The following is a 23,824-nucleotide window of genomic DNA, read 5'->3' as shown; positions in this document are numbered from 1 at the left end:
TTGCCTCGCATATATTTTTTATTTAGGAAGGTTAGTTAAAAAAGAAACTAAACAAAGATAAAAAAATAAAAAGGTTTAGAGAGCGCAAAACACCTCTTGCGCTCTCTAAACAAAAAATAAAAAAGTTAACAACTAATTATTTGTTTATTTAATTTCAACAACTGCACCAGCTTCTTCAAGCTGTTTCTTAGCTTCTTCTGCTTCTGCCTTGGATACACCCTCTTTAATTACAGAAGGAAGCTCATCTACTTTGGCCTTGGCTTCTTTTAATCCGAGATTGGTCAAGGCACGTACTACTTTAATAACACCAATCTTATTGCCCCCAGCTTCTTTTAAGATTACATCAAACTCAGTCTTTTCTTCAGCAGCTTCTTCTCCACCAGCAACAGCGCCAGGCATAGCAGCTACAGCAGCTACAGGAGCAGCAGCACTTACTCCAAACTTTTCTTCCAGTTCCTTGATAAATTCAGCCAATTCCAATACAGTCATATTGGAAATAAATTCAACAACTTGTTCTTTAGTAATTTCAGCCATTATTTATGTCCTCCTTAAGTTTTTTTTGGCTTTGGCTCTTAACCTTCCTGCTCCTTCTTGTCTTTAATGGCATTTAATGCATACAAGAAATTTCTGAGCAAGTTGGCAAAAAGCGAGACAAAATTTCCAGGCACAGCCTGCATTGTTCCAAGAAGTTTGGCCAGTAATTGTTCTTTGCTGGGAAGCTCTGAAAGGGCCTTTAAAGATTCTCCCTCCAAAAGCTTTCCTTCCAAAGAAGCAATCCTAGCTTCAAATTTCTTGTTCTTTTTGGCATAATCCATTATCACCTTAGCGGCCACCACTGGATCGTCAAAACCAAAGACTACAGCACAATTTTCCTTGAACTTAGGGGCCAATACTTTGTGCTGAGTCTGTTCAAAAGCAATGCGAGCTAAAGTATTTTTAACTACCTTATAGCCCACATTTTGCTCTCTTAACATGACTCTGAGTTGAGTCATTTCTTCCACAGTGAGGCCTTTAAAATCAGTGATAATGGCTATAGCACTCTTTTCCGCACGCTCTCGGATTTCTTCAATAATCTTTGCCTTTTCTTCTCTCTTCACTGCACCACCTCTTCCTTTTGAGCCAAAGCGGTCTCGACAGGATATTAAGGAGTATTTAACTCCACCTGTGGTCTTTGACTCTTATTTTTACTTAAGGATAGCTCCTTAAGCTTATTCCATAAAAGTTCTAATTGTAGCAGGATCCACTTTAATTCCAGGCCCCATGGTGGTGGAAACTGCCATCCCTCTAAAGTATACTCCCTTAGCTGAAGCAGGCTTAAGTCTAAGTAAGGTGTCTAAAAGGGCTTTAATGTTTTCAACAATCTTTTCCGCCCCAAAGGAGACTTTGCCCACTCCCACATGGACAATACCAGCTTTATCTACCTTAAATTCTACTCTACCAGCCTTCAGTTCCTTTACTGCCTGAGCAACATCAAAAGTAACTGTACCAGTCTTGGCATTGGGCATAAGCCCTCTTGGACCTAAAATACGACCAATTTTACCCACAACTCCCATCATATCAGGAGTGGCCACAACCTTCTCAAATTCTAACCACCCTTCTTTAATTTTCTCGACCAAATCTTCTCCACCAACATAATCTGCACCAGCTTCCTTGGCTTCCATTTCCTTTTCACCCTTACAAAAAACCAAAACTCTTACCTGCTTTCCTGTTCCGTGAGGTAAACTAACTGCACCTCTAACCATTTGATCAGAATATTTAGGGTTTACTCCTAAACGTACAGCTACATCTACGGTCTCATCGAAATTGGCATAAGCTGTTTCCAAAGCCAGTTTAACTGCTTCCTCAGGAGTATATCTTTTGGTCGTATCAACCTTTTTCTTTGCTTCTATGTATTTCTTTCCTCTCTTGGGCATGGCTTCTTCATCCTCTTAAAAATTTATTTTACAACTTCTATTCCCATACTTCTTGCGGTCCCCATAATAGTCCGCACAGCAGCATCCATATCTTTAGCAGTAAGATCTGGCATTTTTAGTTTGGCGATCTCCTCTACCTGAGCCATAGTAACCTTTCCTACTTTATTCTTATTGGGCTCGCCAGAACCTTTATCAATCTTAGCTGCCTTCATCAGTAAAACAGAAGCAGGAGGAGTTTTAGTAATAAAAGTAAAGGATCTATCCTGATAAACAGTGATAATAACAGGGATAATCATTCCCTTCTGATCTTGAGTCTTAGCATTAAAGGCTTTACAAAACTCCATTATGTTTACCCCGTGCTGACCCAAAGCAGGTCCAACAGGAGGAGATGGATTGGCAGCACCAGCAGGAATTTGAAGTTTAATTTTTGCCATTACTTTCTTGGCCATAGCTTCTTACCTCATTATCAACTTTTTGTAACTTGAACAAAATCCAACTCTACAGGAGTTGGTCTTCCAAAAATGGAAACTATTACTTTTAATTTTCCTTTGTCGTAGTTTACGTCTTCTACAACTCCATTAAAACTGGCAAAAGGCCCATCAATAACTCTAACCTCATCCCCCTTTTCAAAGTGGAACTTGGGTCTAGGCTGTTCTTGTCTCTGTTCTACGGTTTGAATGATACGCTTAGCTTCAGCATCACTTAAAGGAATAGGCCTTGTCTTGCTTCCTACAAATCCAGTTACTCTAGGAATAGACTGAACCATATACCAGGATTCATCATTAAATATCATCTTTACCAAGACATAGCCTGGAAAAAATTTACGAGTAGAGGTCTTTTTCTGACCTCTTACCAATTCAATCACCTTTTCTGTGGGCACAAGCACATCTTTGATATATCCCTTGTCCTGGCCAGTGCGCATCATCTCCTTAATAGTTTGCTCTACCCTTTGCTCATAGCCAGAATAAGTATGGACTATATACCATCTTGCTTTTGCTTCTTCCATGTGCCCTAATACATCCTTAAGATAAAATAAGTTCTACAACTTTTGCCAAGGTCACATCCACTAAACTTAAGAAAAGAGAGAGAACTACCACCAATATCACAACTGCTAAAGTTGTGACCATCGTTTCTTTTTGAGTAGGCCAAACTACTTTTTTTAACTCTCCCTGAGCCTGTTCCCAAAACTCTTTAACCTTGGCAACTGCAACCTGAACACTACCTTGTTCTTCTATTTTTTTTGCCTTTTTCTGGGCCATTTTCTTCTCTCAACAAAAAATGGCAGGCCAGGAGGGATTCGAACCCCCAACACCCGGATTTGGAGTCCGGTGCTCTAGCCGTTAGAGCTACTGGCCTGCACTTTTAAACACACCCTACTTGCTTTCCTTGTGCAGGGTGTGTTTTTTACAATGTGGACAAAACTTTTTTAACTCTAACTTACTAGGATTATTCTTTTTATTCTTTGTAGTAGAGTAATTCCGCCTTTTACAATCTGTGCAGGCTAACAATATATTTATACGCATGATGTTTATCCTACTCCAAGATTTCAGTAACTACACCAGCACCTACTGTTCTTCCACCTTCTCTTATCGCAAACCTTAATCCCTTTTCCATCGCTACAGGTGCTATCAACTCTACCTCAAAAGTTGTATTGTCCCCTGGCATTACCATCTCTACTCCCTCTGCCAAAGTAACTACACCTGTAACGTCCGTTGTCCTAAAATAAAACTGAGGCCTGTATCCACTGAAAAATGGAGTATGCCTTCCCCCCTCTTCCTTGGTCAATACGTATACCTCAGCCTTAAACTTCCTATGAGGAGTAATACTTCCTGGCGCTGCCAATACCTGACCACGCTCTACTTCATCCCTCTTAATTCCTCTTAACAATACTCCTACATTATCTCCTGCCTGACCCTGGTCCAATACCTTCCTGAACATCTCCACGCCAGTACATACTGTCTTCTGGGTCTCCCTAAAACCTACTATCTCTACCTCATCTCCTACCTTGATGATCCCTCTCTCTACCCTTCCTGTTACTACTGTACCACGTCCAGAAATGCTAAATACATCCTCTATAGGCATCAAAAAGGGCTTGTCTATATCCCTCTGCGGCTCAGGTATATACTCATCACAGGCTGCCATAAGCTCCAATATGGGCTTCGCCGCCTCATCATCTGCACTCTCTACCTCCAAAGCCTTTAACGCACTTCCCTTAATCACTGGTACATCATCCCCAGGAACCCCATACTTGCTCAGCAATTCCCTTACCTCTAACTCTACCAACTCCAACAACTCAGGATCATCTACCATGTCTACCTTGTTCAAAAATACTACCAAATAAGGTACTCCTACCTGCCTGGCCAACAAAATATGCTCCCTGGTCTGTGGCATGGGACCATCTGTTGCTGCTACCACCAAAATGGCTCCGTCCATCTGCGCAGCACCTGTAATCATGTTCTTAATATAGTCAGCGTGACCAGGACAGTCCACATGCGCATAGTGTCTCTTATCTGTCTCATACTCCACATGTGCTGTGGCTATCGTAATTCCACGCTCCCTCTCCTCCGGTGCCTTGTCTATCTCATCAAAAGGAATATACTCTGCCTCTCCCTTCAATGCCAACACCTTCGTAATCGCCGCTGTCAACGTAGTCTTACCATGGTCAATATGACCTATCGTACCAATATTTACATGCGGCTTCTTCCGCTCAAATTTCGCCTTGCCCATTACCTATACCCCCTGTTAAAAAATTTTAATTAATATATGAATAAACCCAAACTTGTAGGCAGGAAAACCTGGAGCCCACGACCGGACTTGAACCGGTGACCTCTTCCTTACCAAGGAAGTGCTCCACCGACTGAGCTACGTGGGCCTACTGGCTTGACTTTTTTTTTGGAGCGGGAAACGGGACTCGAACCCGCAACCCTCAGCTTGGAAGGCTGATGCTCTAGCCAATTGAGCTATTCCCGCTACTAAAAAATAGGAGTAGTCAAGCAACAGGATTCCCTGTCTCCTACTCTTAAAAATTAAAATTTCCTGGTGGAGGGGGGAGGATTCGAACCTCCGAAGGCTTACGCCGACAGATTTACAGTCTGTTCCCTTTGGCCACTCGGGAACCCCTCCACTTGAAAGAGCTAAATCTTAAGCCCTTTAATCAACATTGTCAACTGGAGCTGGCGATGGGACTCGAACCCGCAACCTGCTGATTACAAGTCAGCTGCTCTACCAATTGAGCTACGCCAGCTCAACGGAAGAAGGGTAATTAGCCCCTTCTAAAAAAAATGGCAAGTATTTTTTTTCTCTTTTTCAAATTCTTTTTAACCATGGCTAGAAGAAATGGTTTCCAGGCTATTTTGGGCCTTTTCTTCAACAATTTTAGCAAGTTCCAGCAGGGCCTTTTTGGCAAAAGAATCCTCTTCTAAAAGCACCACTGGCTTGCCCAAATCCCCGGCCACCACAGTGGTTGGATCCAGAGGTATGGCTCCTAAGAAATCCAGACCTAATTTTTGGGCCAATTCCCTACCCCCGCCTTTTTTAAATAAAGGCACTTCCTTCTGACAATGGGGACAGATAAGCCCACTCATATTTTCCACTATACCCAGGATATTGGCCTTGGCGTACTGCAAAAAGTTAATAGCCTTGCGCACGTCAGCCAGAGAAACTTCTTGAGGAGTAGTAACCACCACACACAAAGCATCAGGGATGGTTTTTAAAACAGTCATGGGCTCATCTCCAGTACCTGGAGGAGAATCAATCACCAAAAAATCCAGCTCTCCCCAATCCACATCAGAGACAAACTGTCTAATGGCTGAAGTTTTCATGGGGCCACGCCACAGCACAGCTTGATCAGGGTCCTTTAACAAGCATTCCATGGAAACCACAAAAAGATTGTCATTAAATTTCTTGGGCTTGATAATTTTTCCCTTTTCCACATCAAGCAAACCCTTAAGCCCTAAAAGATGAGGGACACTTGGGCCGTGTATGTCCACATCCAAAAGCCCCACTTTATGTCCTCTACTGGCCAGGGCTGCAGCCAGGTTGGTGGCAATGGAGCTTTTGCCCACTCCACCTTTGCCACTCATAACAAAAATCTTATACTTTATTTTAGCCAGGGTAGAAGAAATAAGCTCATCTTGAATGGATTTGCCAAGATTATCCTTTTTACTTCCACAACTGCTGCATCCAGACATTCTAAACTCCTTATTTTAAGAATTTTACTATTCCAAAACCTAAGATTATTAACAAAACTGTCAAGGTAAGGACCAAGTCCAGCCTTTTTCCAGAAAAACTCTAGCCTGTTCCCCTTTCCAATAAATAAGAGCAGCGATCAAATAAAAGCGTAATCCCCTGCTTAAGGTAGAGACCAATAAAAAAAGTCCCAGGTTTAATTTAAAAGTACCAGCCGTTAAGGTACATAACTTATAAGGTACAGGAGTAAGGCCAGCTATACCTACGGCCAGGACTTGATACTTCTGGTAAAGGGTCTGCAAGTAAATGTATTTGTCCTCCAGGGAATACAGGGAAATAAGCCACTGCCCCAGAGTATCCATAAAAAAATAACCTAAAAAATACCCAACCAACCCGCCTAAAACAGAAGTAAGGAGAGTAAGATGGGCCAAAGAAAACACCTTTTCTCTTTCAGCCAGCCCCATGGGAATTAAAAGCAAATCTGGAGGAAGGGGGAAAAAATCGCTTCTGTAAAAGAAACCAGAATTAAAGTTTTTTTTGCTCCCTTGCTTTCAGCAATATGCCAAAATCTTTGCCAAAATTTTTCTTTAAACATGCCTACCAACCATACTTTCCTACCAGGTCCACAAACATAACTTTGCCTAAATTCTCTTTTTTTAATGTTCCTTCTGTTTTGGTAATCTTTAGCAATTCTTGATTGCGCTTGTTTTCACCCACAGGAATAACCAAAATCCCGGGGTCAGCCAGTTGTTCCAGCAAAGGTTCAGGCACCAGGGGAGCTCCAGCAGTAACAATGATTCGCTCAAAGGGCGCATTTTCAGGCCAGCCCAAAGTACCATCATCTAGCTTTACCTTTACATTATAATAACCCAGTGTTCTTAAGCGCTTGCTCACCTGTAAATACAAATTTTTAATTCTTTCTACTGTATAAACCTTCATACCCATCTCAGCCAAAACTGCAGCTTGATAGCCAGAACCTGTGCCAATTTCAAGCACACTAAGGCCAGGTTCAGGCTCCAAAAGTTCAGACATTAAAGCTACAATATAAGGTTGAGAAATGGTTTGCCCATAGCCAATGGGTAAAGGATGGTCATTATAGGCCTGGACCTGCAGAGCTTCATCCACAAAAAGATGCCTGGGGACCTTGCGCATGGCTTGTAACACAAGGGGATTTTTTATTCCCCTGGCCTCTATTTGCTCTTTGACCATTTTTTCTCGCAAACGCCGAAAGTCACTAACTGCCATTAAACCTAGCTCCTTACAAAATCTAACTATCTTTTTGGTTTTAAAAAACAAAAAGAGCGTTTTCCTTGAATGGTTTCTTCTAAGTACCTGGCCCCTCTAAAAAAAGCCCATTTTAAAGGATAAAAATCCCTTACCCATAAAAGAGAAAAACCACCTTTCTCCAATACAGGGCAAACCGAAGTTCCTTTATTTCTTCTGCAAGTAATTGCAAGTAAATATCTCTTATGTTTCCCTTATTAGAGGCCAGAGAAAAGGCTGAAGCCAACAAAAAAGCACTTTGCTGGGCATAATAAATGCCTTCTCCCAAAAGGGGGTCAGCCAGTCCAGCCGCATCTCCTAGTAAAAAACAATTGTCATAGGCAGGACTTTTTTCAAAATCTCCATAAGGCAAAAAATGGGCATAAACCTTTTGGGCTTTGGTTTTGACAAAAGAGAGGCAAAACTCATCCAAAATCCCCTTTAACCTTTTCCCATCCTTAACCTTGTTGGAACCAATACCCAGACAAAAACCTTTGGCATGAGGAAAGGCCCAAATATAGCCAGAAGGAACATAGCCAAAAAAAATACTGGGGAAATGGGGCAAATTAACCTCTGAAGACTTAAAAAAGGTCTCTAAAGCCAGGGCTTGCTCTTTATTGTGCGGAGGTCTTACTATCTTTTTCTGGGCTAAAAAACGCCTGAGCACGCTATTTACTCCATCTGCTCCCACAATAAGGCCAGGAGAAAGTATCTCTCCATTGGTCAAATAAATTTTACCCTCTTTAACCTTTACTACTCTTTCCCTGAGAACCTTACCTCCTGCTTTTTGAAATTGCTCATACCAAAAAAAGTCATATTTTTTTCTATCTACAATGCGAAAGGGTCGCTCCAATTTTCCCTGCCAGAAAATTCCCTGCCTATTACCCACTCCATAGGAAGTAGATTTAAACACAATAACCTTTTTTTCTTCCAGATAGCTTACACTTCCAGGAAATATCCGTTCCAGAAGTTGCGCGGTTTTGTCTGTAATCAGGCCAGCACAGAGCTTTTCCCTGGGAAAAGCTTTATAATCAATGCCTAAAACTTTATAACCTTTTTGGGCCAAAAGATACCCCAGCGTACTTCCTGCTGGACCCAGACCAATAATTGCCACATCCAAATTTTTCATTTCCTTCCTCTTGTCTTTTTACTGTCTTTAATCTATCATCTTTAAGAAAGCAAAGGAGTAAATTATGTTAACTGTAGCAGAACTCATGACCAAAGAAGTTTTTACTTTAAAAAAAGAAGATACCCTGGCTGCAGCTAAATCTCTTATGCAACTGGCAAGAATTCGCCATATTCCCATAGTAGATGCAAAAAACAATTTTATAGGCCTGGTAACCCACAGGGACATCTTAGCTGCCACTATTTCCAAACTAGCTGAAATAGACGAAGAAACCCAACAAGAACTGGATGCCAGTATTCCGGTATGTGAAATTATGCGCACTGATGTGCTTACTGTTTCTACTAAAATCCCCCTAAAAGAAGCAGCATCCTTACTTCTAAAACACAAATACGGCTGTTTACCTGTAGTAGAAGGTGGCAAACTGGTGGGTATTTTAACTGAAGCAGACTTTCTTTCTCTGACCATAAGTCTCTTGGAAGCCCTGGAAAAGGAGACAGATTTTGCCTAGTTTACCTGTAGGGACCCTGGTAAATGGCCTTACAGTCATCCTGGGCAGTTTAATTGGAATTTTTCTGAAAAATAGAATTCCTCCCCAGGTTCAACGCACTGTTTTTCAAGCCATTGGTCTGTGCACCCTTCTTATAGGAATTCAGATGGCTTTAAAAGTAGAAAATGTGCTCCTCTTAATTTTTTCTCTTTTAGGCGGAGCCATAGTGGGAGAAAGTCTTAATCTGGAAGCAAAGTTGGTGGCTTTAAGTGAAAAGTTAAAGAAAAAAGTTAATTCTTCTTCCTCTACCTTTACTCAGGGACTTTTAACTGCTTTTTTGATTTTTTGTGTAGGCTCCCTTACCATTTTGGGAGCCTTTGATGAAGGTTTACGCCAGGACCCTACCCTTATGTTTACCAAAGCCACTCTGGATGGCTTTACTTCCATTGCCCTTAGTGCTTCTTATGGAATAGGTGTACTGTTTTCTGTAATTCCCCTTTTAATCTATCAGCTAAGTCTAACCTTTTTAGCCAACTCCTTACAGACTTATTTTACTCCCCTACTTATAAATCAACTAACCGGTGTAGGAGGAGTGCTTATTTTGGGGCTGGGCATTTCTCTTCTCGAACTAAAAAAACTTCCCATTACCAACTTACTTCCCTCTCTTCTCTTCGTACTCTTATTAAAATCCTTTCTGTAGATTACTTTTCCTTCAGGATTACTTCCTGCAAAGTTCTTTTGGGTACATGATGCACATCCTGTTCATCTCGAAAGTACTTTATATCCCCTCTAACCAGGCCTTCTTCCAGGACCACCTTTTCTTTAGGATAACCCAGGGCCAAAACTAAAAACAACCTATAACCAGGCTCTATTTCCAGAATTTCTTCCAGTTTCTTTTTGTTTAAAGAACCAATTAAACATCCGCCAATCCCCTTTTCCCTGGCTGCCAAAAGTATGGTCTGAGCTGCAATACCCACATCCACTAAAGAAAATTCTTTTATCATTTCCTCTTCTTTAAGTAAAAAAGCTATATAGGCAGTGGGCCTTTCTTCTGGCTTGGGTCCTTTAAATTCTGGCAAATAAGCAGCCCATCCCAAACAGGGAAAAATCTCCTCTCTTACCTTAGGGTCAGTTACTAAAATGTAACGCAAAGGCTGTTTATTACCTGCTGAAGCTGTCAGTCTGGCCAAGTTTACCAGTTCTCTTAACTCTTCCAGAGAGATGTCTTTTGGCTCAAAACGCCTAAAACTGCGTGTTGCTCTTACCAGTTCAAGCATGTTCATTTATCACTCCTCCTTTAAAATAGTTAATATTTCCAAATTGCTGGCCTCCCAGGCTGGATAAAGGCCTGCCACAAAACCCAGCATACAGGCTAAAAGAAAAGTCCCCCCCAGGCTCCAGGGAGCCAGGACCAGAGGATAAAACTTAAACGCCACGCCCAAAAGCACCAGCAAAACTACTAGTAAAATGCCCAAAAATCCTCCTACTGAACTTAAAAGAGAAGATTCCAGTAAAAATTGCACCAGAATATCTTTTTTCTGGCTCCACAAGCCCTTTTCAGGGCAATTTCTCGCTTTCTAGTCCTGACCAGAAGAATCATTATGGATAAAATTCCTATAGAGCCCACTCCAAAAGAAAGAAGGGAACTTATAAGCCCCAAAGTCTTCACCAGGTCTAGAGCTTGTTGTTGAAGCTTTTGTAAATCCTTGGCAGCCAGCAGGGAAAAGTCCTTTTCTTCCTGGGGCTGCAGTTTATGAAGCCTGGTTAATATCTTCTCCATTTCCTGTTTCACATAATCTTCAAAGGTAGAAGAGGAAAGGTTAAAATAAGCTCCAGAAATCCAATCCTGATTGCTAAGCCGACGCAAATAGGTACTAAGGGGCACAAAGACCTGCTCATCCTGGTCATTTCCAGCAATATCACTGCCCTTAGGGGCAAGCACTCCTACCACTTTTACAGGAGCTCTAAAAAAATACACCACCTTGCCCACAGGGTTTTGCTTTCCAAAGAGTCTGGAAGCAATTTTAGCTCCCAACACGCAAACCATTGCTTTTTCCTGCATATCCAGGTCAGTTAAAAATCTACCCTGAACTAAAGAAAGTTTTCGAACCTGCAAATAACCAGGCCATACCCCTAAAAGCTGGCAACTAACCTTATCTTTGGCATATTTAACAGGCATGGTCCTTCGGGCAAAAGGACTAAACCTAATCACCTGCGGGAAAAGAGAAGCTAAGTAAGTGACTTCTCTTAGTTTAAGGGTCTTTGCTTCTTTGCCCAACCTGGCTCCACCACTGGGTCTAAACCGTACCTGAGCATTGGTGAGTAACAAAAGGTTGTTCCCCAGCTTTTCCACTTCCTGCCTGGTCTTTTCCTGCATTATTAAGGTAGCCTGGTTTACCCCTGCCAGAGAAAAGCTGCCTAAAAAAATACCCAGCAAGGTCAATAAAGCCCTTAACTTAAACCTTCCCAGGGAATTCCACACTATTTTTAATAAAAAACCCAGTTCCACTATTTTAACTCCCAGAAATGAGCCTGTTTTTGAGCATAATTATACACATCCTTACGCCAGTGTTCGTATTCAGTAAGTAATTTAAGGGCAAAAGGCGTAAGTTGTAATTTCTTACTGCCTTTTTCTTTTATCAAAAGCTTTTCCCCCAAAGCCTCTTCACTGGCTTTAATTTTTCCCCAGGCTGCCCGATAAGACATCCCCAGTTCCTTGGCTGCCTTATGCAAGGAGCCCACTTCCTCAACTTTGGCCAACAATAAAGCCCTACCTGGCCCAAATACCACCTGCCCTTGTGCATTTTCCCACCACAGTCTCAGATGTAAAGTTGCTGATAGCATCCAAATTCTCCTCAAGTTGCCAAGTTTTCTTAAAAGGATTAAGTTCTATTTATTAAATTAAATCAAAATCCCAAGAAAAACAACCTGAAAATAGGAGAAAGGGAAATGCAAGCACTTTTACTGGTAGATATCCAAAATGATTTTTGCCCGGGCGGTGCCTTACCTGTACCCAGAGGAGATGAAGTTATACCTGTGGCCAATAAACTCCTGAATAAATTTTCTCTGGTCATAGCCACCCAGGACTGGCACCCGAAGGGGCATATAAGTTTTGCTTCTACCCATGGTAAAAAGATAGGAGAGATAATAGAAGTTGAGGGGATAAAGCAGATCCTCTGGCCAGATCACTGCGTACAAAATTCTTGGGGAGCAGATTTTCCAGCCAAACTAAACAGGGAAAAAATAGACTATATCGTCTATAAAGGCACTCATCCGAAGATAGACAGTTATAGTGGCTTTTTTGACAATGCCAGGCAGCAAAAGACCTCACTGGATAACTACCTGCAAGAAAAAAAGTCTCTGAGCTTTATGTCCTGGGATTGGCCACTGACTATTGTGTAAAGTTTACTGTTTTAGATGGTCTATCCCTGGGATATAAAGTTTATGTAGTGGTGGATGGTTGCAGAGGTGTAGACCTCAACCCAGGAGATGTACAAAAGGCCCTGGAAGAAATGCAAGGTAAGGGAGCCAGGCTAATTACAAGTGAGGAAATAAAATGAGCATCTTAAATCCAAGTACTTCTGGTTTTCTCTTTACAGACTTTTATCAACTCACCATGGCCCAAGTTTATTTTGAACATAATATCCAGGAAAAAAGAGCCCATTTTGACTATTTCTTCCGACACTATCCCCACTATGGTTCTCACCAGGCAGGCTATTGTGTTTTTGCCGGTTTAAAGACCTTTTTTGAATGGCTAAATAAGGCCAAACCCACCAGAGAAGATATTTCTTACCTGAAAAGTTTAAGGGGAAGAAATAAACAACCCTTATTTAGCTCTTCCTTTTTAAATTGGCTGGAAAAAGAGTGTGATTTTAGCAAATTACATATTGAGGCCATCCCTGAAGGAAGGGTAGTCCATCCCCAGGTACCTCTGGTCAGTATAAGCGGGCCTTTGGCCCTGGCTCAGATAGTAGAAACTCCTTTACTCAATCATTTAAACTACCAGACCCTCATTGCTACCAAGGCCTCCAGGATAAAAGAAGCAGCCAGAGGGCAAATGGTGATAGACTTTGGCATGCGCAGGGCCCATGGACTGGGAGCCAATGCGGGCACCAGAGGTGCTTTGATAGGAGGAGTGGATTTTAGCTCCAACATAGGCACTTCCAGGGCTTTAAACCTGCCTCCCAAAGGCACCCATGCCCACAGTCTGGTCCAGGCCTTTATGGCCATGGGTGGTTCAGAACTGGATGCCTTTCAGGCCTTTGCAGAAATTTTTCCCGATGACTGCGTACTCCTTATTGATACCATCAACACCCTAGAAAGTGGACTACCCAATGCCATTAAGGTTTTTCAGGACTTAAAGCAAAAAGGGCATACTCCTCTGGGCATCCGCATTGACTCTGGAGACCTGGCCTATTTGTCTGTCCAATGTTATCTGGAGTTAAAAAAAGCCGGGCTTCAAGAAGTATCCATCGTGCTTTCCAATCAGTTAGACGAACTGGTAATCCAGCAAATTTTAAATCAAATAGAACAAGAATGTAAGGAACATAGGCTGGATGCTGAAGAAGTTATATTTAAACTTGTCTTTGGCGTAGGCACGAGAATGCTCACCTCTGAAGGGCAACCCAGCCTGGATGGAGTGTACAAGCTCACTGGAATTTATCACCAGGAAAAATGGCAACCAGCCCTAAAAATATCCAACTCTCCAGCCAAAATTATCAATCCAGGACATAAAAAGACCTTCCGCCTTTACGATAAGAGAGATAAGGCCATGGTGGACCTCATCTGCCTGAAAGAGGAAGAACTATTTTCGCAAGAAGATATGCAAATCCATCATCCCACAGACCCCAATATCTCTAGAATAATTCACCAAAAAGAAGTGAAAAAAATCGAAGCCCTGCAAACCACCATTCAAACCCAGGGCAAAGTAGTCTATGAATTTCCAGAACTAAACACCATCAAACAAGTGCGTCAGCAGGACTTGCAAAACCTGGATAGTGGAGTAAAAAGGCTAATAAATCCACATATATATCATGTATCCTTAAGTCCCAAACTTTTTAAACTTAAAATGGATTTGTTAAAAAAATATCAACCTCCAAGACAAACCCTTGACAGAGAGCTGGGGTTTGAATAAAGAAGGTCTTCTCATTTGAGCGGGAGTAACTCAGTGGTAGAGTGCAACCTTGCCAAGGTTGAAGTCGCGGGTTCAAATCCCGTCTCCCGCTCCAAAAAAAGGCGGCATAGCCAAGTGGTAAGGCAGCGGTCTGCAAAACCGCCATTCTCCGGTTCAAATCCGGATGCCGCCTCCAGTTCTTTTAAAGGCCTGCCCATAAGCGGGAGTAACTCAGTGGTAGAGTGCAACCTTGCCAAGGTTGAAGTCGCGGGTTCAAATCCCGTCTCCCGCTCCATTCTTTATACTTTTTTATATTTCTCTTCCTCTCTCAAGGATAATCCGTATTTTTTACAATAAACAGTTAAGGATTTTAGCATGAAATATTCAGAAATGGATTTAGTTTCTTTACAATCTCTGGCTGAGCAAAAGTTTACTCTCTTTTTTGAACCTCTAAAGGTGGCTGATATAGAACTGCACATAGCTCAAATCAAAGATTTAGAGCAATACTTAGACAAGCTCGTAGAGAGTCAAGAGCAAATAAACCTACCCTATTGGGCCAAAATCTGGCCAGCTTCTTTACTTTTAAGCTACTTTTTACTTAAGTACTTGCCTGCAGAAGGCAAAGTTTTAGAAATAGGGGCAGGATTGGGTATATGTGGCCTTTTTTTAGCAGCCAAAGGCATGGAAGTAACCATTTCTGATGTGGAAGAAGATGCCCTTTTATTTGCTCAAATAAATATTCTCAAAAACAACCTGCAAAAAAAGGCCAGAGTTCAAAAGGTGGACTTTACCACTGCTGTTTTGCAGGAAAAATATGATTATATCATTGGTTCTGAGGTCTTGTACCTGGAAGACACCTACCGACCTTTGCTTAAATTTTTTCTAAAAAACTTAAAAAATAACTCTCAGAGTGAAGTAATTCTGGCCCAGAACTACACTCGCAAGGCCAAAAAATTCTTTTCTCTGGCCCAAAAGGAATTTCACATCCAGGAAAAGACCATTGGCTATAAAAGTCAGGATCCAGAAGACAAAGAAAAGTTTCTCTGTCAAATCTATAGAATGAGGGCTAAAAAACATGTTTAAACTAAATAGTTGTCCTAAAAAATACACTAAAGACTTAGACAAGGCCCTTTCTCCAGAGGAAACTGTAGCTAATATTAGCCAACTCCTCCAAAGACACGGGCAAGAAATCTTACTGGAACTAAAAAGAATTGATACAGGTAGGCTAGATATACCAGTATATTTAAGCCTCTGTGGAACCAAAGCCAGACAAATTATGCCCACCAGAAAACAGATGGGCAAGGGGGCTTCGCCTGTTCAAGCCCAGGCTTCTGCCCTAATGGAGCTGGTGGAACGCTTTAGTTATTTTAGCTTTGTCAACACTCCTGCTAATTTTCACCAGCTTACCTTTAGTGAGGCACAGAAAAAGTTCGGCTCTAAACTCATTCCCCTTAGAGAAATCCTATTCTCAGTCCAAGAAAACTTATCAGAAAAAGAAGGATTGGAAATTTTAGACCTGGTACGGTGGAAATTCTGCCTGGCCCTGGATGTACCTGAGGAAGAGGAAGTTTACCTACCCTTTGACTGGTTTAAAAAATTAAATGAATTTAACGGCTGTTCAGCTGGCAATACCTACGAAGAATCCCTGCTCCAAGGAGCCTGTGAACTCATAGAAAGACACGTCTGTGCTCTTATTGACCGTCAAAAACTAATTACTCCCACCATAGACCCTGCTTCCTTTAAGGACCCGGTTTTAAAAGAACTTTATGCCAAATTTCAAAGACAAAACATAAAAGTGTGGCTAAAGGACTTTTCTTTAGGTTTTCCTGCTCCTACTGTGGGAGCCCTGGCTTATGACCCTGTAACCTTTCCTCACTTAAGCGAAATTGTCTTTACTGCAGGAACTGCCTCCACACCCACCAAAGCTGCCATAAGAGCCCTTACGGAAATAGCTCAGCTGGCAGGTGATTTTGAAACCAACAGCAATTACGAGGCTTCTGGTCTTTCCAAGTTTAAGTCCCTGGAAGAAATAGACTGGATTATCCAGGGAGAAAAGGTAGACCTAAATAGTTTACCCACTTTGGAAGACCAGGATATCTATGTGGAATTAAAAAAGCTCTGTGAAAGGTTAAAGGAGCAGGGATATACTCTTTATAGCATAGATACTGCTCATCCAGACCTAAAAGTACCTACCAATTACAACATAATTCCTGGTTTTGAATTTCGCGAACGCACTCCTCACGCCAGCTTAGGACTTTTTGTGGGGCGCATTTTAGCAGAAGAAGAGCCTTTACAGGCAATAGAAAAAATAGAAACCCTGGCCGCCATTTATCCTCAAGGATATTTTATTCCCTTTTTTAAAGGCCTTATTCAACTCCGCTTGGAGAATTTAGAAAAGGCCCTCGAACTTTTTGAACAAAGCATTCCCTTACAACCAGACGCTGAAGAAAAGGCCCTGGCTCTTTTTTATCTCGCCTATACCTTGAGTTTAAAAGAAGAATGGGCAAAATTAGTACCCTACCTGGATGAAGCCATAGAGCTTTCTCCAGAAGTCAAAGAATATTATAATTTAAGAGGAGTGTCTTATTTTAAACAAGCAAAATATGACCTGGCCCTGCTGGACTTTCAAAGTGCCCTGGATCTGGACAGTGGCTCAGCTATAGATTTAGCTAACCTGGGAATTTGTTATAAACGTCTTGGCAATGAGAAAAATGCTGCTTATTTTTTAAAAGAAGCCCTTAAATTAGAACCCCATCTGGAGTTTGCCAGGAAAGAATTAGCTGACTTGGAATAATAGCTTATCTAAAAAAACGTTGACAAAAAACAATTTCTTATCTTAATAAACTTTAGCTTTAGTTAAAGCGGAAAATGGCCCTGACTTGGTCAGGGTCAAATAAAAAGATAATCTTTAAGGAGGTTAAAAATGGCTGTTGTTGAATTCAAAGGCAAAAAATTTGAAGTAGATGAAGACGGTTTCTTACAAAAGTTTGAAGACTGGTGTGAAGAATGGGTTGAGTATGTAAAAGAGCAAGAAGGTATCAAGGAAATCACTGAAGACCACAAAAAAGTTATTGAATTCTTGCAAGACTACTACAAGAAAAATGGTATTGCTCCTATGGTTCGTATTCTCTCCAAGGTTACTGGCTACAAGCTCAAACAAATTTACGAATTGTTCCCCTCTGGACCTGGTAAGGGAGCCTGTAAGATGGCTGGTCTTCCCAAGCCTACTGGTTGTGTATAATTTAAAAGATAACCTTAAAAGGCGGGTTTTTATCCCGCCTTTTTTATTTTTCAGGACCTAAAATGGATATAAGTAAAACCATTGCCCAGCTAAAAAAAGAACCTGATTTTGCTCAAAAAGTGGGTATGATTCTGGTTCATAATGGCGTAGTGAGGGCCTGGTCTAGACAGGACAGGGCTGAAGTCTGCCAACTAGAAGTAAAGCCAGATAAGGAGAAAATTGCCCAACTGGTAAAGGAATATGAGCAAAAACCTGGCATTTACAAAATCCTGGTAGAGGCCAAAGAGGGTATTTTTACTCCTGGAGATGATCTGCTTTTTATTTTAGTAGCCGGGGATATTAGAGAAAACGTAAAGCCTGTTTTAAGTGAACTTTTAGACCGCATCAAAAGCGAAGCCATTCGTAAAAAAGAAGTAAAGAACTAAAACTGCTCTCCCAGGGCTTTTACCCTGGCAGCTTCTTCCAGTTTACCTCTTTTTAAGCATCCCTGCACATAGATATCTATCTTTTCCTGGAGTATTTGAGTGAGCAGGCTTTTTTGCCTGGCTGTCAGAGAGCAGGTTTTAACTATCTTTAATAAGGCATTAATGCGAAAAAGGTCTAAGCCCTGGATAGAACGTGAAAGCTGGTCAAAATGCCCCCCTCTTTTTACCACCAAACCCTCTGGAACCAGGCCCACTGGGAATTTTAACAACAAACGCAACCAGAGCTCATAATCTTCACAGGCCAGGTAATGGGTATCAAAGCTTCCAATTTCCTCAAAAACCTCCCGGCGCAAAAGCACACAGGAAGGACCTATAAGGCAAAGTCTTAAAGCCTTTTCCCAAAACCAGCCAGCAGGCATCAAATGCTTAAAACAGGGATTTACCCTTTTACCCTTTCTTATCCACTGTTCTTTGCATTGGACCACCCAAAAGTTTCCCTCAAGTAAAAAGTGAACCTGTTTTTCTAGTTTATGCTTTAGCCACAAGTCATCAGAATCCAAAAAAGCTATTAACTCTCCCCGGGCCTGTTTAAACCCCAAATTCCTGGCTGCAGAAACCCCTTTATTTTCTTGATAAAAATAGCGAATCCTTTTATCTTTAAATTCCTGTACAATTTGGGAAGTTTGATCTGTGGAGCCGTCGTCCACTACAATTAACTCCAGATTTTTATAACTTTGGTCTAACACTGAAGTTATGGCTTCAGCTAAAAATTGGCTCCGATTATAAGTAGGAATAATGACTGAAACAAGCATCTCTTCTCCCTTAAGAATAATCCAGGTAATCAATGTGCGCTGGTTTAATGCCACAGCCTGGTATGGCCTGTTTCTGGGACAGCTCCTGGCCAGGCAAGGACATGAAGTCCTTATCCTCTGTCTTCCCGATACGCAAACATTAAACAGGGTCCAGAAATCTGGCCTGGCCTATCAAACTCTAGACTTAAATAGCAATAACCCCTTTGTCCTGGCCAGGACCTTAAGTCAACTGAAAAAAATTATTCAAGACTTTAAGCCTCATATTATCAACTGCCATAGAGGAGAAGCTTTTATTCTCTTTGGCTTGCTGGCTTTTAAATATGGCTATTCCCTGGTGCGCACTAGAGGAGATCAGCGCCTGCCTAAAAAAAACCTCTTTAATCTCTGGTTGCACAACCAGGTGGCTAGAGCTGTTATTACCACCAATTCCACCATGTTTAAACACTTTCAAAATGTATTTAAAACCCCTTCTTCCAAGCTACATTTAGTCATAGGGGGGGTGGATGAGAGCAAATTCTACTTTTCCCCTGCAGAAAGGGAACAAATTCGGCGTCAGTATAATTACTTGCAGGAAGACTTTGTCGTAGGATTGGTTGGTAGATTTGACCGGGTCAAAGGACAAAAGGAACTTATTGCTGCTATATCTCACCTTTACCATCAAGAAAACATCAAAAATATTAAATTACTGCTTATTGGTTTTGATACTGCTTTAAAGGAAGATACTATTAGGCAGTGGCTAAAAGAATACCAGATAGAATCTATAACCCAGATCACAGGCAAAGTGGACAACCCCAGGGCATACATCTGTAGTCTGGATTTGGGAGTAGTAGCTTCCCTTTATTCAGAAACCATTATTCGAGCAGGACTAGAAATCATGGGTTGTGGGGTACCCCTTATTGGTACCAAAGTGGGAGTACTTCCAGACATCCTTTCTCCTAAGGCCCTGGTAGAGCCAGGGAACCACCTTGAGCTGGCTCAAAAGATTCAACAATGCCTTTTGGACAAACCCTTCCTTACTACTCTTCACCAGGAGCAAAGAGAAAAGATTCAGACCCTCTACTCTCAAAACTTTTACGAACAAACCCTGAAGATATATCTGGGGACCTTGCAATAACTTCTTTTAGAAAAATCTGGACATTTTCTTCACTTTGATTGTATTTAACTTCCAAGATGTTAAGTAAAAGAAAATTTTTAAAGCTCCTCTTTTTTATCTTTATCTTTTCACCCCAAAAAATATGGAGTTTTGTTATGAAATTTTTTCCCACTCGTACCGTGGAAAAAAATACCTTCCGCTTTGATTCCACAACAGGCCAGATTATTTACCAGGATGGAAAAAAAGAACCTTACTATCTCTACCTTGATGGAGAAGTAGAGCAGCCTTTAAAAATAAGTTATTCAGAACTCTTAAAATTCCCCCAGGCCACCCAAACCTGTGATTTTCATTGTGTGGAAGGTTGGTCCCTTTACGACTTAAAATGGGAAGGTATCCCATTTTCTGTTTTAATAGACCTGGTTAAACCCACACCTAAAGCCAAGTATGTAGTTATCCACTCTCTGGGACAAACCAGTTCTAAACCTCAAGGATTAGACCATTATTTAGAATCTTTTCCTCTAGAAGACTTACTCAACCCAGAATTAAAGTATCTTCTGGCCTTAAAATTAAATGGAAAGTTTTTAAGCCTGGATAGAGGCGCACCTTTGCGCGTGGTTGCTCCCTTTGACCTGGCTTATAAAAGCGTCAAATTTGTTTCCAGGCTTACCTTTTCTCCTACTCTAAAACCAGGCTGGTGGACCCTGGCCAACCCCATTTATCCTTCTTTTGCTCCTGTACCTCAAAAGAGGTTGCGTCAAAAATCTCCCAAAAGAAAATCCTACTAGAGGTAAAACCATGTTCAACCTTTCCTCTTTACCCGAGCTTACTCCAGAAGATTTGCTAACTTACCAAGAAGCCATAAAAGAAGAACTACAAAAAATCATTCCTGCTCAAAAGTTTACTCTTTTTTCCCTGCTGCAAAACCAGACTACCTAAGCAAACAAGATATTTTTATAGAAAAAAATAAAATTCACCTGGCTATAAACTACTCTCAAAAATTTTTAGGCGTTATTACCCTGCATAATTACACCAAAAGAAGAGTTAGAGGGTTAAAAACTGCCCTTCCCACTATTTTACAATTAATTTTACAACATATTTCTATTTATAAAAAGTTTTTTTTTAACGAACAACTACACATATATACTTCCAACTATATAAATTTTTCCTGCAAGAAACCATTAGAGACATCCTGCTTGGCCTAAACCCAAAGGAAAATAACTTTTCTTCCAATTATTTTTCTGTTTCTCTTTTAGCTATCAACCCTTTGTTAAAAGAATATCCTCTCAAAACGCAAAAGTTTTTACTCCAGGAAATAATAGGATTAGTTCAAACTAACTTTTCTCCCTGGCCCCTTGCCCTGCTTTCAGGTCAAAAACTCTGTCTTTTACTTACCAACCTGAATTCTTCTAAAGGCTCATCTTTGCTTACTCACCTTTGGAGTAAACTCCATCAACATAATTTTTCCCATCCTGTGTTAAAAAACAAACTTAAACTTAACTTTGGGGTAAGTCTGGTCACCTTTCCCAAAGACTTTGACAGCCAGGAATTACTCTTAAACAACACAGAGATTATTCCTCTCTTTAAGGAAAAACTGGACTTAGCCCTGGAAAAAGTCTTCAGTTTAAGGAGCCCTTTAGCTTTGATAAAATCCTAAAGCTGGGAGGAAGAATAAAAGAAGTAAATTGTGAAGAAATAACTATTGATATAGGTAAGGAAAGTAAAGTTCAGGATGGATATATATTTACAGTACTAAACAAGGATAAAATAAATCCCAAAGAAAAAGGGAAAATAATAATCAAAGAAGTAGGACAAAAGCAAAGTAAAGCAAAGGTAATAGTAAATTTAGAACCAATCTATAAAATAAAAAAAGGAGATAGGTTAAAACTAACCAGTCAATCAGACTCTAAATTTTACCTGGATTACAAAAACACAATCCTGGAAGAAGCCAGGAAAATACTTGAAAGTTATGGTCAAGTAAAATTAGCTTTATTCCAGGTAAAATCGGAAAAGATTAGCCATAAAGACAGTCTAGATTTATTAGAAGAAGAAATCCAAAAAATAACTTCTCCTTTATTTATTACCTCTAATGAAACCCAGATCATTGCAGCTCTTTACCAGGAAAGTAATAAAGAATTAAAAGAAAAGCTTTTAAAACTGGAACAAGAATTTTATAAGCAGCACCAAATAACTTTTTATGTAGGAGTTGGGCATTTACCTCTGCCACCTTTCCACTTAAGCGATTTATACAGAAATGCGGAAAAGGCCCTGATTCACTCTCGCTACTATGAAGAGCGTCCTCACCTGGCTTTTTTTGACTCCATAAGTCTAACCATTAGCGGAGACCGAATGTTTTCCCTGGGTAATTACTTTGATGCCCTTAGTGAGTACCAGAAGGCGCTCTATTTAGATGCCAAAAACATTCTGGCCTTAAATTCCCTGGGCATAAGCTATGCCAAAACCGGCAATTTGCCCAGAGCCAAAGAGACCTTTTTAGAAGTCCTCAAAATAGAGCCAGGAAATGAACTGGCCAGATACAATCTGGGGCGTATTTTAGAACAACTGGGGCAGGAAAAAGAGGCTGAATTAGTTTTTCTACAGTGTAAAACTCCACTTTACAGGGGATTTAGTTTACTCAGGTTAGGAAAAAAGGCTGAAAACAAAAGGACTTCAAAAAGGCCAGGGAGTATTATCTGCAAGCCAAGGAATTGTTGCCCAGTTATTCCCAACCTCACACCTTGCTGGCCTCTTTGTATTTAAAAAAAGAAGAAGAGGAAAAGGCCAAAGAAGAACTCCACCAGGCCCTACTTAAAAACTCTTTAGACGCTCTGGCTCTAAACCTTTTGGCCACTATTTACTTAAAAAATAAAGAAAACTTGAGCCTGGCTGAAAGCCTGGCTCAAAAGAGTATTTCCTTAAAACCTGAAATTCCAGAGTTCTGGAAAACCTTAAGAGAAATCCTAGCCGCCCAACACAAAGAAAAGGAATTGGCCTTTTTAGTGAATTAGTTGCTAGAAAAAATAACAAGAGAGGAGAAGAAAGGACTGCTCCCTCTTAAAATTATTTTATAAGAAATTGTTGCAACTTATCTGAATTATAGACCAGAGGTGAGTATTTTCTTGCGCCTTTCATCCTGATAGTCAAGTTATAAAAGGTATTTTTGTCTCTCTTTAAATTTCTCTGTTTGCAGATACAATATCTCCTCTGCAGTAATGCCTAATTCTTTAACTATTACTGACAGTTCATACCAACTGCTATTTACAAACTATTTCCTTTCAGGTTTTAAAGATCCTTCATGGTTTACAACAACAAAAAATATTTTTTTCATTCCTGATAAATGCTTTAAAAAAGCTAAGAACTTTATTTTAATGGAAAAGGTATTTTTTTAAAGACTTAACAAAGAAAATAAAACTTAAATTATATTTTTCATACATTTTCCATATAAGAACATAAGAACTATAACAAAGAAAATAAAGACTAAAGATAATCTTTTTAGTTTATAATCACTGACTAAAAAATTAATTTACACTTTAATCATTAATATTTCATTAGAGATAAAGAAGTACTTAAAAACACCTCAAAAATAAGTCAAGATAATATTAATATGAAAGGTAATAAGGCAAATATACTCTATAATGAAAATAAATATTGCTATACCTATATTTATTCCATAGCAGCATATGGTTCTGTTACAGTTATTTTATCAAATTCAATGACAGCAAGTATCCCGTCCACGATCTTAATTGCTCTTTCATCAAGATTCTACACCTGACTGTTTGTAGGGTTTAAACGCTCCTGCGTCGTGCAAATAAGCAATCTTTATTAGCACTATATTCTCTAACTTAGCTAAATGTAATGACAACTCATAGATTTGCTTGGAATATAACATCCCCCAAGCAGGGTGTTTAAACCTCTTGGCAAATGATAGTAGCGTTTCCACACCTAGTATAACTCTTTTAGTTTACACAAAAATGTTATCATAAATGAAAACCGTACGGATTTACTGGATGCCTCTGAGGCTAAGTGACAACTTGTGCTCTTCTAACAAATGATCCAAACTCTAAACTCACCTACCTCTATGGAGCACAGCGGAATAGTGGTCAGTTGGAGTGGCTTATTAGAATTATTTTTACATAATATGATATTAACCAATAAATAAAACTACC

The 23,824-nt window shown here is 40.3% G+C and carries 30 protein-coding genes, 8 tRNA genes and 1 pseudogene; 17 read left to right on the top strand and 22 right to left on the bottom strand.

Annotated features, from left to right (window positions below):
* Positions 1-144 precede the first annotated feature (144 nt).
* From rplL to ACZ42F_RS00475, 17 genes are all read right to left on the bottom strand, one after another.
* Positions 145-534, bottom strand: a complete 390-nt coding sequence (gene rplL / locus ACZ42F_RS00555) for a 50S ribosomal protein L7/L12 (protein WP_464279355.1) — start codon at positions 532-534, stop codon at positions 145-147.
* A 38-nt stretch (positions 535-572) separates the two neighbouring features.
* On the bottom strand, positions 573-1,097 hold the full coding sequence (gene rplJ, locus ACZ42F_RS00550) for a 50S ribosomal protein L10 (protein ID WP_464279354.1): 525 nt from the start codon (positions 1,095-1,097) through the stop codon (positions 573-575).
* 111 nt (positions 1,098-1,208) lie between these two features.
* Entirely contained in the window at positions 1,209-1,913 is a 705-nt protein-coding gene (gene rplA, locus ACZ42F_RS00545; protein WP_464279353.1) for a 50S ribosomal protein L1, read from the bottom strand.
* Between the two features lie 23 nt (positions 1,914-1,936).
* On the bottom strand, positions 1,937-2,362 hold the full coding sequence (rplK, locus tag ACZ42F_RS00540; RefSeq protein ID WP_464279352.1) for a 50S ribosomal protein L11: 426 nt from the start codon (positions 2,360-2,362) through the stop codon (positions 1,937-1,939).
* Between the two features lie 17 nt (positions 2,363-2,379).
* A complete protein-coding gene (nusG, locus tag ACZ42F_RS00535; protein ID WP_464279351.1) occupies positions 2,380-2,919 on the bottom strand; it encodes a transcription termination/antitermination protein NusG in 540 nt (179 codons plus the stop codon).
* Between the two features lie 16 nt (positions 2,920-2,935).
* Positions 2,936-3,172 carry a preprotein translocase subunit SecE gene (secE, locus tag ACZ42F_RS00530; RefSeq protein WP_464279350.1) on the bottom strand — a complete coding sequence of 79 codons (237 nt, stop codon included), beginning with the start codon at positions 3,170-3,172 and terminating at the stop codon, positions 2,936-2,938.
* 20 nt (positions 3,173-3,192) lie between these two features.
* Positions 3,193-3,269 (bottom strand) — tRNA-Trp (locus ACZ42F_RS00525).
* Positions 3,270-3,286: 17 nt separating this feature from the next.
* Positions 3,287-3,436, bottom strand: a complete 150-nt coding sequence (rpmG, locus tag ACZ42F_RS00520) for a 50S ribosomal protein L33 (RefSeq protein WP_464279349.1) — start codon at positions 3,434-3,436, stop codon at positions 3,287-3,289.
* 10 nt (positions 3,437-3,446) lie between these two features.
* On the bottom strand, positions 3,447-4,640 hold the full coding sequence (gene tuf, locus ACZ42F_RS00515) for an elongation factor Tu (RefSeq protein WP_464279348.1): 1,194 nt from the start codon (positions 4,638-4,640) through the stop codon (positions 3,447-3,449).
* A gap of 69 nt (positions 4,641-4,709) precedes the next feature.
* Positions 4,710-4,785: transfer RNA gene (locus tag ACZ42F_RS00510), tRNA-Thr, on the bottom strand.
* A 21-nt stretch (positions 4,786-4,806) separates the two neighbouring features.
* A tRNA-Gly gene (locus ACZ42F_RS00505) sits at positions 4,807-4,883 on the bottom strand.
* A 67-nt stretch (positions 4,884-4,950) separates the two neighbouring features.
* A tRNA-Tyr gene (locus tag ACZ42F_RS00500) sits at positions 4,951-5,036 on the bottom strand.
* A 45-nt stretch (positions 5,037-5,081) separates the two neighbouring features.
* A tRNA-Thr gene (locus ACZ42F_RS00495) sits at positions 5,082-5,157 on the bottom strand.
* A 73-nt stretch (positions 5,158-5,230) separates the two neighbouring features.
* A complete protein-coding gene (locus tag ACZ42F_RS00490; RefSeq protein WP_464279347.1) occupies positions 5,231-6,103 on the bottom strand; it encodes a P-loop NTPase in 873 nt (290 codons plus the stop codon).
* A gap of 60 nt (positions 6,104-6,163) precedes the next feature.
* Positions 6,164-6,580, bottom strand: coding sequence for a YqaA family protein (locus tag ACZ42F_RS00485; RefSeq protein WP_464279346.1), 417 nt, complete (start codon positions 6,578-6,580; stop codon positions 6,164-6,166).
* Between the two features lie 118 nt (positions 6,581-6,698).
* Entirely contained in the window at positions 6,699-7,346 is a 648-nt protein-coding gene (locus tag ACZ42F_RS00480) for a protein-L-isoaspartate(D-aspartate) O-methyltransferase (RefSeq protein ID WP_029967166.1), read from the bottom strand.
* A gap of 130 nt (positions 7,347-7,476) precedes the next feature.
* Positions 7,477-8,493, bottom strand: a complete 1,017-nt coding sequence (locus tag ACZ42F_RS00475; protein ID WP_464279345.1) for a geranylgeranyl reductase family protein — start codon at positions 8,491-8,493, stop codon at positions 7,477-7,479.
* A gap of 64 nt (positions 8,494-8,557) precedes the next feature.
* Between ACZ42F_RS00475 and ACZ42F_RS00470 the strand changes: the two genes are divergently transcribed.
* Both ACZ42F_RS00470 and ACZ42F_RS00465 read left to right on the top strand, forming a co-directional pair.
* A complete protein-coding gene (locus ACZ42F_RS00470) occupies positions 8,558-8,998 on the top strand; it encodes a CBS domain-containing protein (RefSeq protein WP_029967176.1) in 441 nt (146 codons plus the stop codon).
* Positions 8,991-9,677 carry a DUF554 domain-containing protein gene (locus ACZ42F_RS00465; protein ID WP_464279344.1) on the top strand — a complete coding sequence of 229 codons (687 nt, stop codon included), beginning with the start codon at positions 8,991-8,993 and terminating at the stop codon, positions 9,675-9,677. Before ACZ42F_RS00470 ends, ACZ42F_RS00465 begins: the two co-directional genes overlap by 8 nt.
* 1 nt (position 9,678) lies before the next feature.
* Here the strand turns inward: ACZ42F_RS00465 and ACZ42F_RS00460 are convergent, their stop codons facing one another.
* The 4 genes from ACZ42F_RS00460 to ACZ42F_RS00445 are packed head-to-tail and all read right to left on the bottom strand — an operon-like array spanning position 9,679 to position 11,821.
* Positions 9,679-10,260, bottom strand: a complete 582-nt coding sequence (locus ACZ42F_RS00460) for a nitroreductase family protein (protein WP_464279343.1) — start codon at positions 10,258-10,260, stop codon at positions 9,679-9,681.
* Between the two features lie 3 nt (positions 10,261-10,263).
* Entirely contained in the window at positions 10,264-10,500 is a 237-nt protein-coding gene (locus ACZ42F_RS00455; protein WP_464279342.1) for a hypothetical protein, read from the bottom strand.
* Positions 10,470-11,486, bottom strand: coding sequence for an ABC transporter permease (locus tag ACZ42F_RS00450; RefSeq protein ID WP_464279341.1), 1,017 nt, complete (start codon positions 11,484-11,486; stop codon positions 10,470-10,472). Before ACZ42F_RS00450 ends, ACZ42F_RS00455 begins: the two co-directional genes overlap by 31 nt.
* The gene (locus ACZ42F_RS00445; protein WP_035260149.1) at positions 11,486-11,821 is read right to left on the bottom strand and encodes a winged helix-turn-helix domain-containing protein; all 336 of its coding nucleotides are present in this window, start codon (positions 11,819-11,821) and stop codon (positions 11,486-11,488) included. The genes ACZ42F_RS00450 and ACZ42F_RS00445 overlap by 1 nt, the downstream gene beginning before the upstream one ends.
* A gap of 105 nt (positions 11,822-11,926) precedes the next feature.
* Between ACZ42F_RS00445 and pncA the strand changes: the two are divergent.
* From pncA to ACZ42F_RS00400, 9 genes and pseudogenes are all read left to right on the top strand, one after another.
* A pseudogene (gene pncA, locus ACZ42F_RS00440) lies at positions 11,927-12,537 on the top strand (bifunctional nicotinamidase/pyrazinamidase).
* Complete coding sequence (locus ACZ42F_RS00435; protein WP_464279340.1) at positions 12,534-14,111, top strand: nicotinate phosphoribosyltransferase; 1,578 nt, start codon at positions 12,534-12,536, stop codon at positions 14,109-14,111. Before pncA ends, ACZ42F_RS00435 begins: the two are co-directional and overlap by 4 nt.
* Positions 14,112-14,130: 19 nt before the next feature.
* A tRNA-Gly gene (locus ACZ42F_RS00430) sits at positions 14,131-14,205 on the top strand.
* Positions 14,206-14,211: 6 nt separating this feature from the next.
* A tRNA-Cys gene (locus ACZ42F_RS00425) sits at positions 14,212-14,286 on the top strand.
* A gap of 24 nt (positions 14,287-14,310) precedes the next feature.
* Positions 14,311-14,385: transfer RNA gene (locus ACZ42F_RS00420), tRNA-Gly, on the top strand.
* Between the two features lie 80 nt (positions 14,386-14,465).
* On the top strand, positions 14,466-15,173 hold the full coding sequence (locus ACZ42F_RS00415; protein ID WP_464279339.1) for a class I SAM-dependent methyltransferase: 708 nt from the start codon (positions 14,466-14,468) through the stop codon (positions 15,171-15,173).
* Positions 15,166-16,884, top strand: a complete 1,719-nt coding sequence (locus ACZ42F_RS00410) for a tetratricopeptide repeat protein (protein WP_464279338.1) — start codon at positions 15,166-15,168, stop codon at positions 16,882-16,884. The genes ACZ42F_RS00415 and ACZ42F_RS00410 overlap by 8 nt, the downstream gene beginning before the upstream one ends.
* Before the next feature lie 129 nt (positions 16,885-17,013).
* A complete protein-coding gene (locus ACZ42F_RS00405; RefSeq protein WP_029969476.1) occupies positions 17,014-17,331 on the top strand; it encodes a TusE/DsrC/DsvC family sulfur relay protein in 318 nt (105 codons plus the stop codon).
* Positions 17,332-17,393: 62 nt separating this feature from the next.
* Positions 17,394-17,756, top strand: coding sequence for a molybdenum cofactor biosynthesis protein MoaE (locus ACZ42F_RS00400; protein WP_464279337.1), 363 nt, complete (start codon positions 17,394-17,396; stop codon positions 17,754-17,756).
* Here the strand turns inward: ACZ42F_RS00400 and ACZ42F_RS00395 are convergent.
* Positions 17,753-18,568 (bottom strand): glycosyltransferase family 2 protein, encoded by an 816-nt coding sequence (locus ACZ42F_RS00395; RefSeq protein ID WP_464279336.1) that lies wholly within the window; start codon positions 18,566-18,568, stop codon positions 17,753-17,755. The two genes, ACZ42F_RS00400 and ACZ42F_RS00395, sit on opposite strands and share 4 nt — an antisense overlap.
* Between ACZ42F_RS00395 and ACZ42F_RS00390 the strand changes: the two genes are divergently transcribed.
* The 6 genes from ACZ42F_RS00390 to ACZ42F_RS00365 all read left to right on the top strand — a co-directional run bounded on the left by ACZ42F_RS00390 (position 18,552) and on the right by ACZ42F_RS00365 (position 22,666).
* Positions 18,552-19,682, top strand: coding sequence for a glycosyltransferase family 4 protein (locus ACZ42F_RS00390; protein WP_464279335.1), 1,131 nt, complete (start codon positions 18,552-18,554; stop codon positions 19,680-19,682). The genes ACZ42F_RS00395 and ACZ42F_RS00390 overlap by 17 nt on opposite strands.
* 134 nt (positions 19,683-19,816) lie before the next feature.
* Complete coding sequence (locus ACZ42F_RS00385) at positions 19,817-20,446, top strand: molybdopterin-dependent oxidoreductase (protein ID WP_464279334.1); 630 nt, start codon at positions 19,817-19,819, stop codon at positions 20,444-20,446.
* A gap of 10 nt (positions 20,447-20,456) precedes the next feature.
* Positions 20,457-20,597, top strand: a complete 141-nt coding sequence (locus ACZ42F_RS00380; protein WP_464279333.1) for a hypothetical protein — start codon at positions 20,457-20,459, stop codon at positions 20,595-20,597.
* A gap of 328 nt (positions 20,598-20,925) precedes the next feature.
* Entirely contained in the window at positions 20,926-21,315 is a 390-nt protein-coding gene (locus tag ACZ42F_RS00375; RefSeq protein ID WP_464279332.1) for a hypothetical protein, read from the top strand.
* 692 nt (positions 21,316-22,007) lie between these two features.
* On the top strand, positions 22,008-22,418 hold the full coding sequence (locus ACZ42F_RS00370) for a tetratricopeptide repeat protein (protein ID WP_464279331.1): 411 nt from the start codon (positions 22,008-22,010) through the stop codon (positions 22,416-22,418).
* A complete protein-coding gene (locus tag ACZ42F_RS00365; RefSeq protein WP_464279330.1) occupies positions 22,409-22,666 on the top strand; it encodes a hypothetical protein in 258 nt (85 codons plus the stop codon). The genes ACZ42F_RS00370 and ACZ42F_RS00365 overlap by 10 nt, the downstream gene beginning before the upstream one ends.
* Positions 22,667-23,824: the final 1,158 nt, after the last annotated feature.

The organism is Desulfonauticus autotrophicus (assembly GCF_055381725.1).
This window is presented reverse-complemented; position numbering and strand designations above follow the sequence as displayed.

What these genes read in the sequence shown, in the direction of transcription:
- nusG (WP_464279351.1), bottom strand. Translation starts at nt 2,919, where the DNA reads ATGGAAGAAGCAAAAGCAAGATGGTATATAGTCCATACTTATTCTGGC.
- secE (WP_464279350.1), bottom strand. Translation starts at nt 3,172, where the DNA reads ATGGCCCAGAAAAAGGCAAAAAAAATAGAAGAACAAGGTAGTGTTCAG.
- ACZ42F_RS00390 (WP_464279335.1), top strand. Translation starts at nt 18,552, where the DNA reads ATGACTGAAACAAGCATCTCTTCTCCCTTAAGAATAATCCAGGTAATC.
- ACZ42F_RS00490 (WP_464279347.1), bottom strand. Translation starts at nt 6,103, where the DNA reads ATGTCTGGATGCAGCAGTTGTGGAAGTAAAAAGGATAATCTTGGCAAA.
- ACZ42F_RS00445 (WP_035260149.1), bottom strand. Translation starts at nt 11,821, where the DNA reads ATGCTATCAGCAACTTTACATCTGAGACTGTGGTGGGAAAATGCACAA.
- ACZ42F_RS00480 (WP_029967166.1), bottom strand. Translation starts at nt 7,346, where the DNA reads ATGGCAGTTAGTGACTTTCGGCGTTTGCGAGAAAAAATGGTCAAAGAG.
- ACZ42F_RS00475 (WP_464279345.1), bottom strand. Translation starts at nt 8,493, where the DNA reads ATGAAAAATTTGGATGTGGCAATTATTGGTCTGGGTCCAGCAGGAAGT.
- ACZ42F_RS00400 (WP_464279337.1), top strand. Translation starts at nt 17,394, where the DNA reads ATGGATATAAGTAAAACCATTGCCCAGCTAAAAAAAGAACCTGATTTT.
- ACZ42F_RS00410 (WP_464279338.1), top strand. Translation starts at nt 15,166, where the DNA reads ATGTTTAAACTAAATAGTTGTCCTAAAAAATACACTAAAGACTTAGAC.
- ACZ42F_RS00370 (WP_464279331.1), top strand. Translation starts at nt 22,008, where the DNA reads ATGTTTTCCCTGGGTAATTACTTTGATGCCCTTAGTGAGTACCAGAAG.
- ACZ42F_RS00380 (WP_464279333.1), top strand. Translation starts at nt 20,457, where the DNA reads ATGTTCAACCTTTCCTCTTTACCCGAGCTTACTCCAGAAGATTTGCTA.
- tuf (WP_464279348.1), bottom strand. Translation starts at nt 4,640, where the DNA reads ATGGGCAAGGCGAAATTTGAGCGGAAGAAGCCGCATGTAAATATTGGT.
- ACZ42F_RS00435 (WP_464279340.1), top strand. Translation starts at nt 12,534, where the DNA reads ATGAGCATCTTAAATCCAAGTACTTCTGGTTTTCTCTTTACAGACTTT.
- ACZ42F_RS00385 (WP_464279334.1), top strand. Translation starts at nt 19,817, where the DNA reads ATGAAATTTTTTCCCACTCGTACCGTGGAAAAAAATACCTTCCGCTTT.
- rplA (WP_464279353.1), bottom strand. Translation starts at nt 1,913, where the DNA reads ATGCCCAAGAGAGGAAAGAAATACATAGAAGCAAAGAAAAAGGTTGAT.
- rplK (WP_464279352.1), bottom strand. Translation starts at nt 2,362, where the DNA reads ATGGCCAAGAAAGTAATGGCAAAAATTAAACTTCAAATTCCTGCTGGT.
- ACZ42F_RS00460 (WP_464279343.1), bottom strand. Translation starts at nt 10,260, where the DNA reads ATGAACATGCTTGAACTGGTAAGAGCAACACGCAGTTTTAGGCGTTTT.
- ACZ42F_RS00395 (WP_464279336.1), bottom strand. Translation starts at nt 18,568, where the DNA reads ATGCTTGTTTCAGTCATTATTCCTACTTATAATCGGAGCCAATTTTTA.
- ACZ42F_RS00415 (WP_464279339.1), top strand. Translation starts at nt 14,466, where the DNA reads ATGAAATATTCAGAAATGGATTTAGTTTCTTTACAATCTCTGGCTGAG.
- ACZ42F_RS00405 (WP_029969476.1), top strand. Translation starts at nt 17,014, where the DNA reads ATGGCTGTTGTTGAATTCAAAGGCAAAAAATTTGAAGTAGATGAAGAC.
- rpmG (WP_464279349.1), bottom strand. Translation starts at nt 3,436, where the DNA reads ATGCGTATAAATATATTGTTAGCCTGCACAGATTGTAAAAGGCGGAAT.
- ACZ42F_RS00470 (WP_029967176.1), top strand. Translation starts at nt 8,558, where the DNA reads ATGTTAACTGTAGCAGAACTCATGACCAAAGAAGTTTTTACTTTAAAA.
- rplL (WP_464279355.1), bottom strand. Translation starts at nt 534, where the DNA reads ATGGCTGAAATTACTAAAGAACAAGTTGTTGAATTTATTTCCAATATG.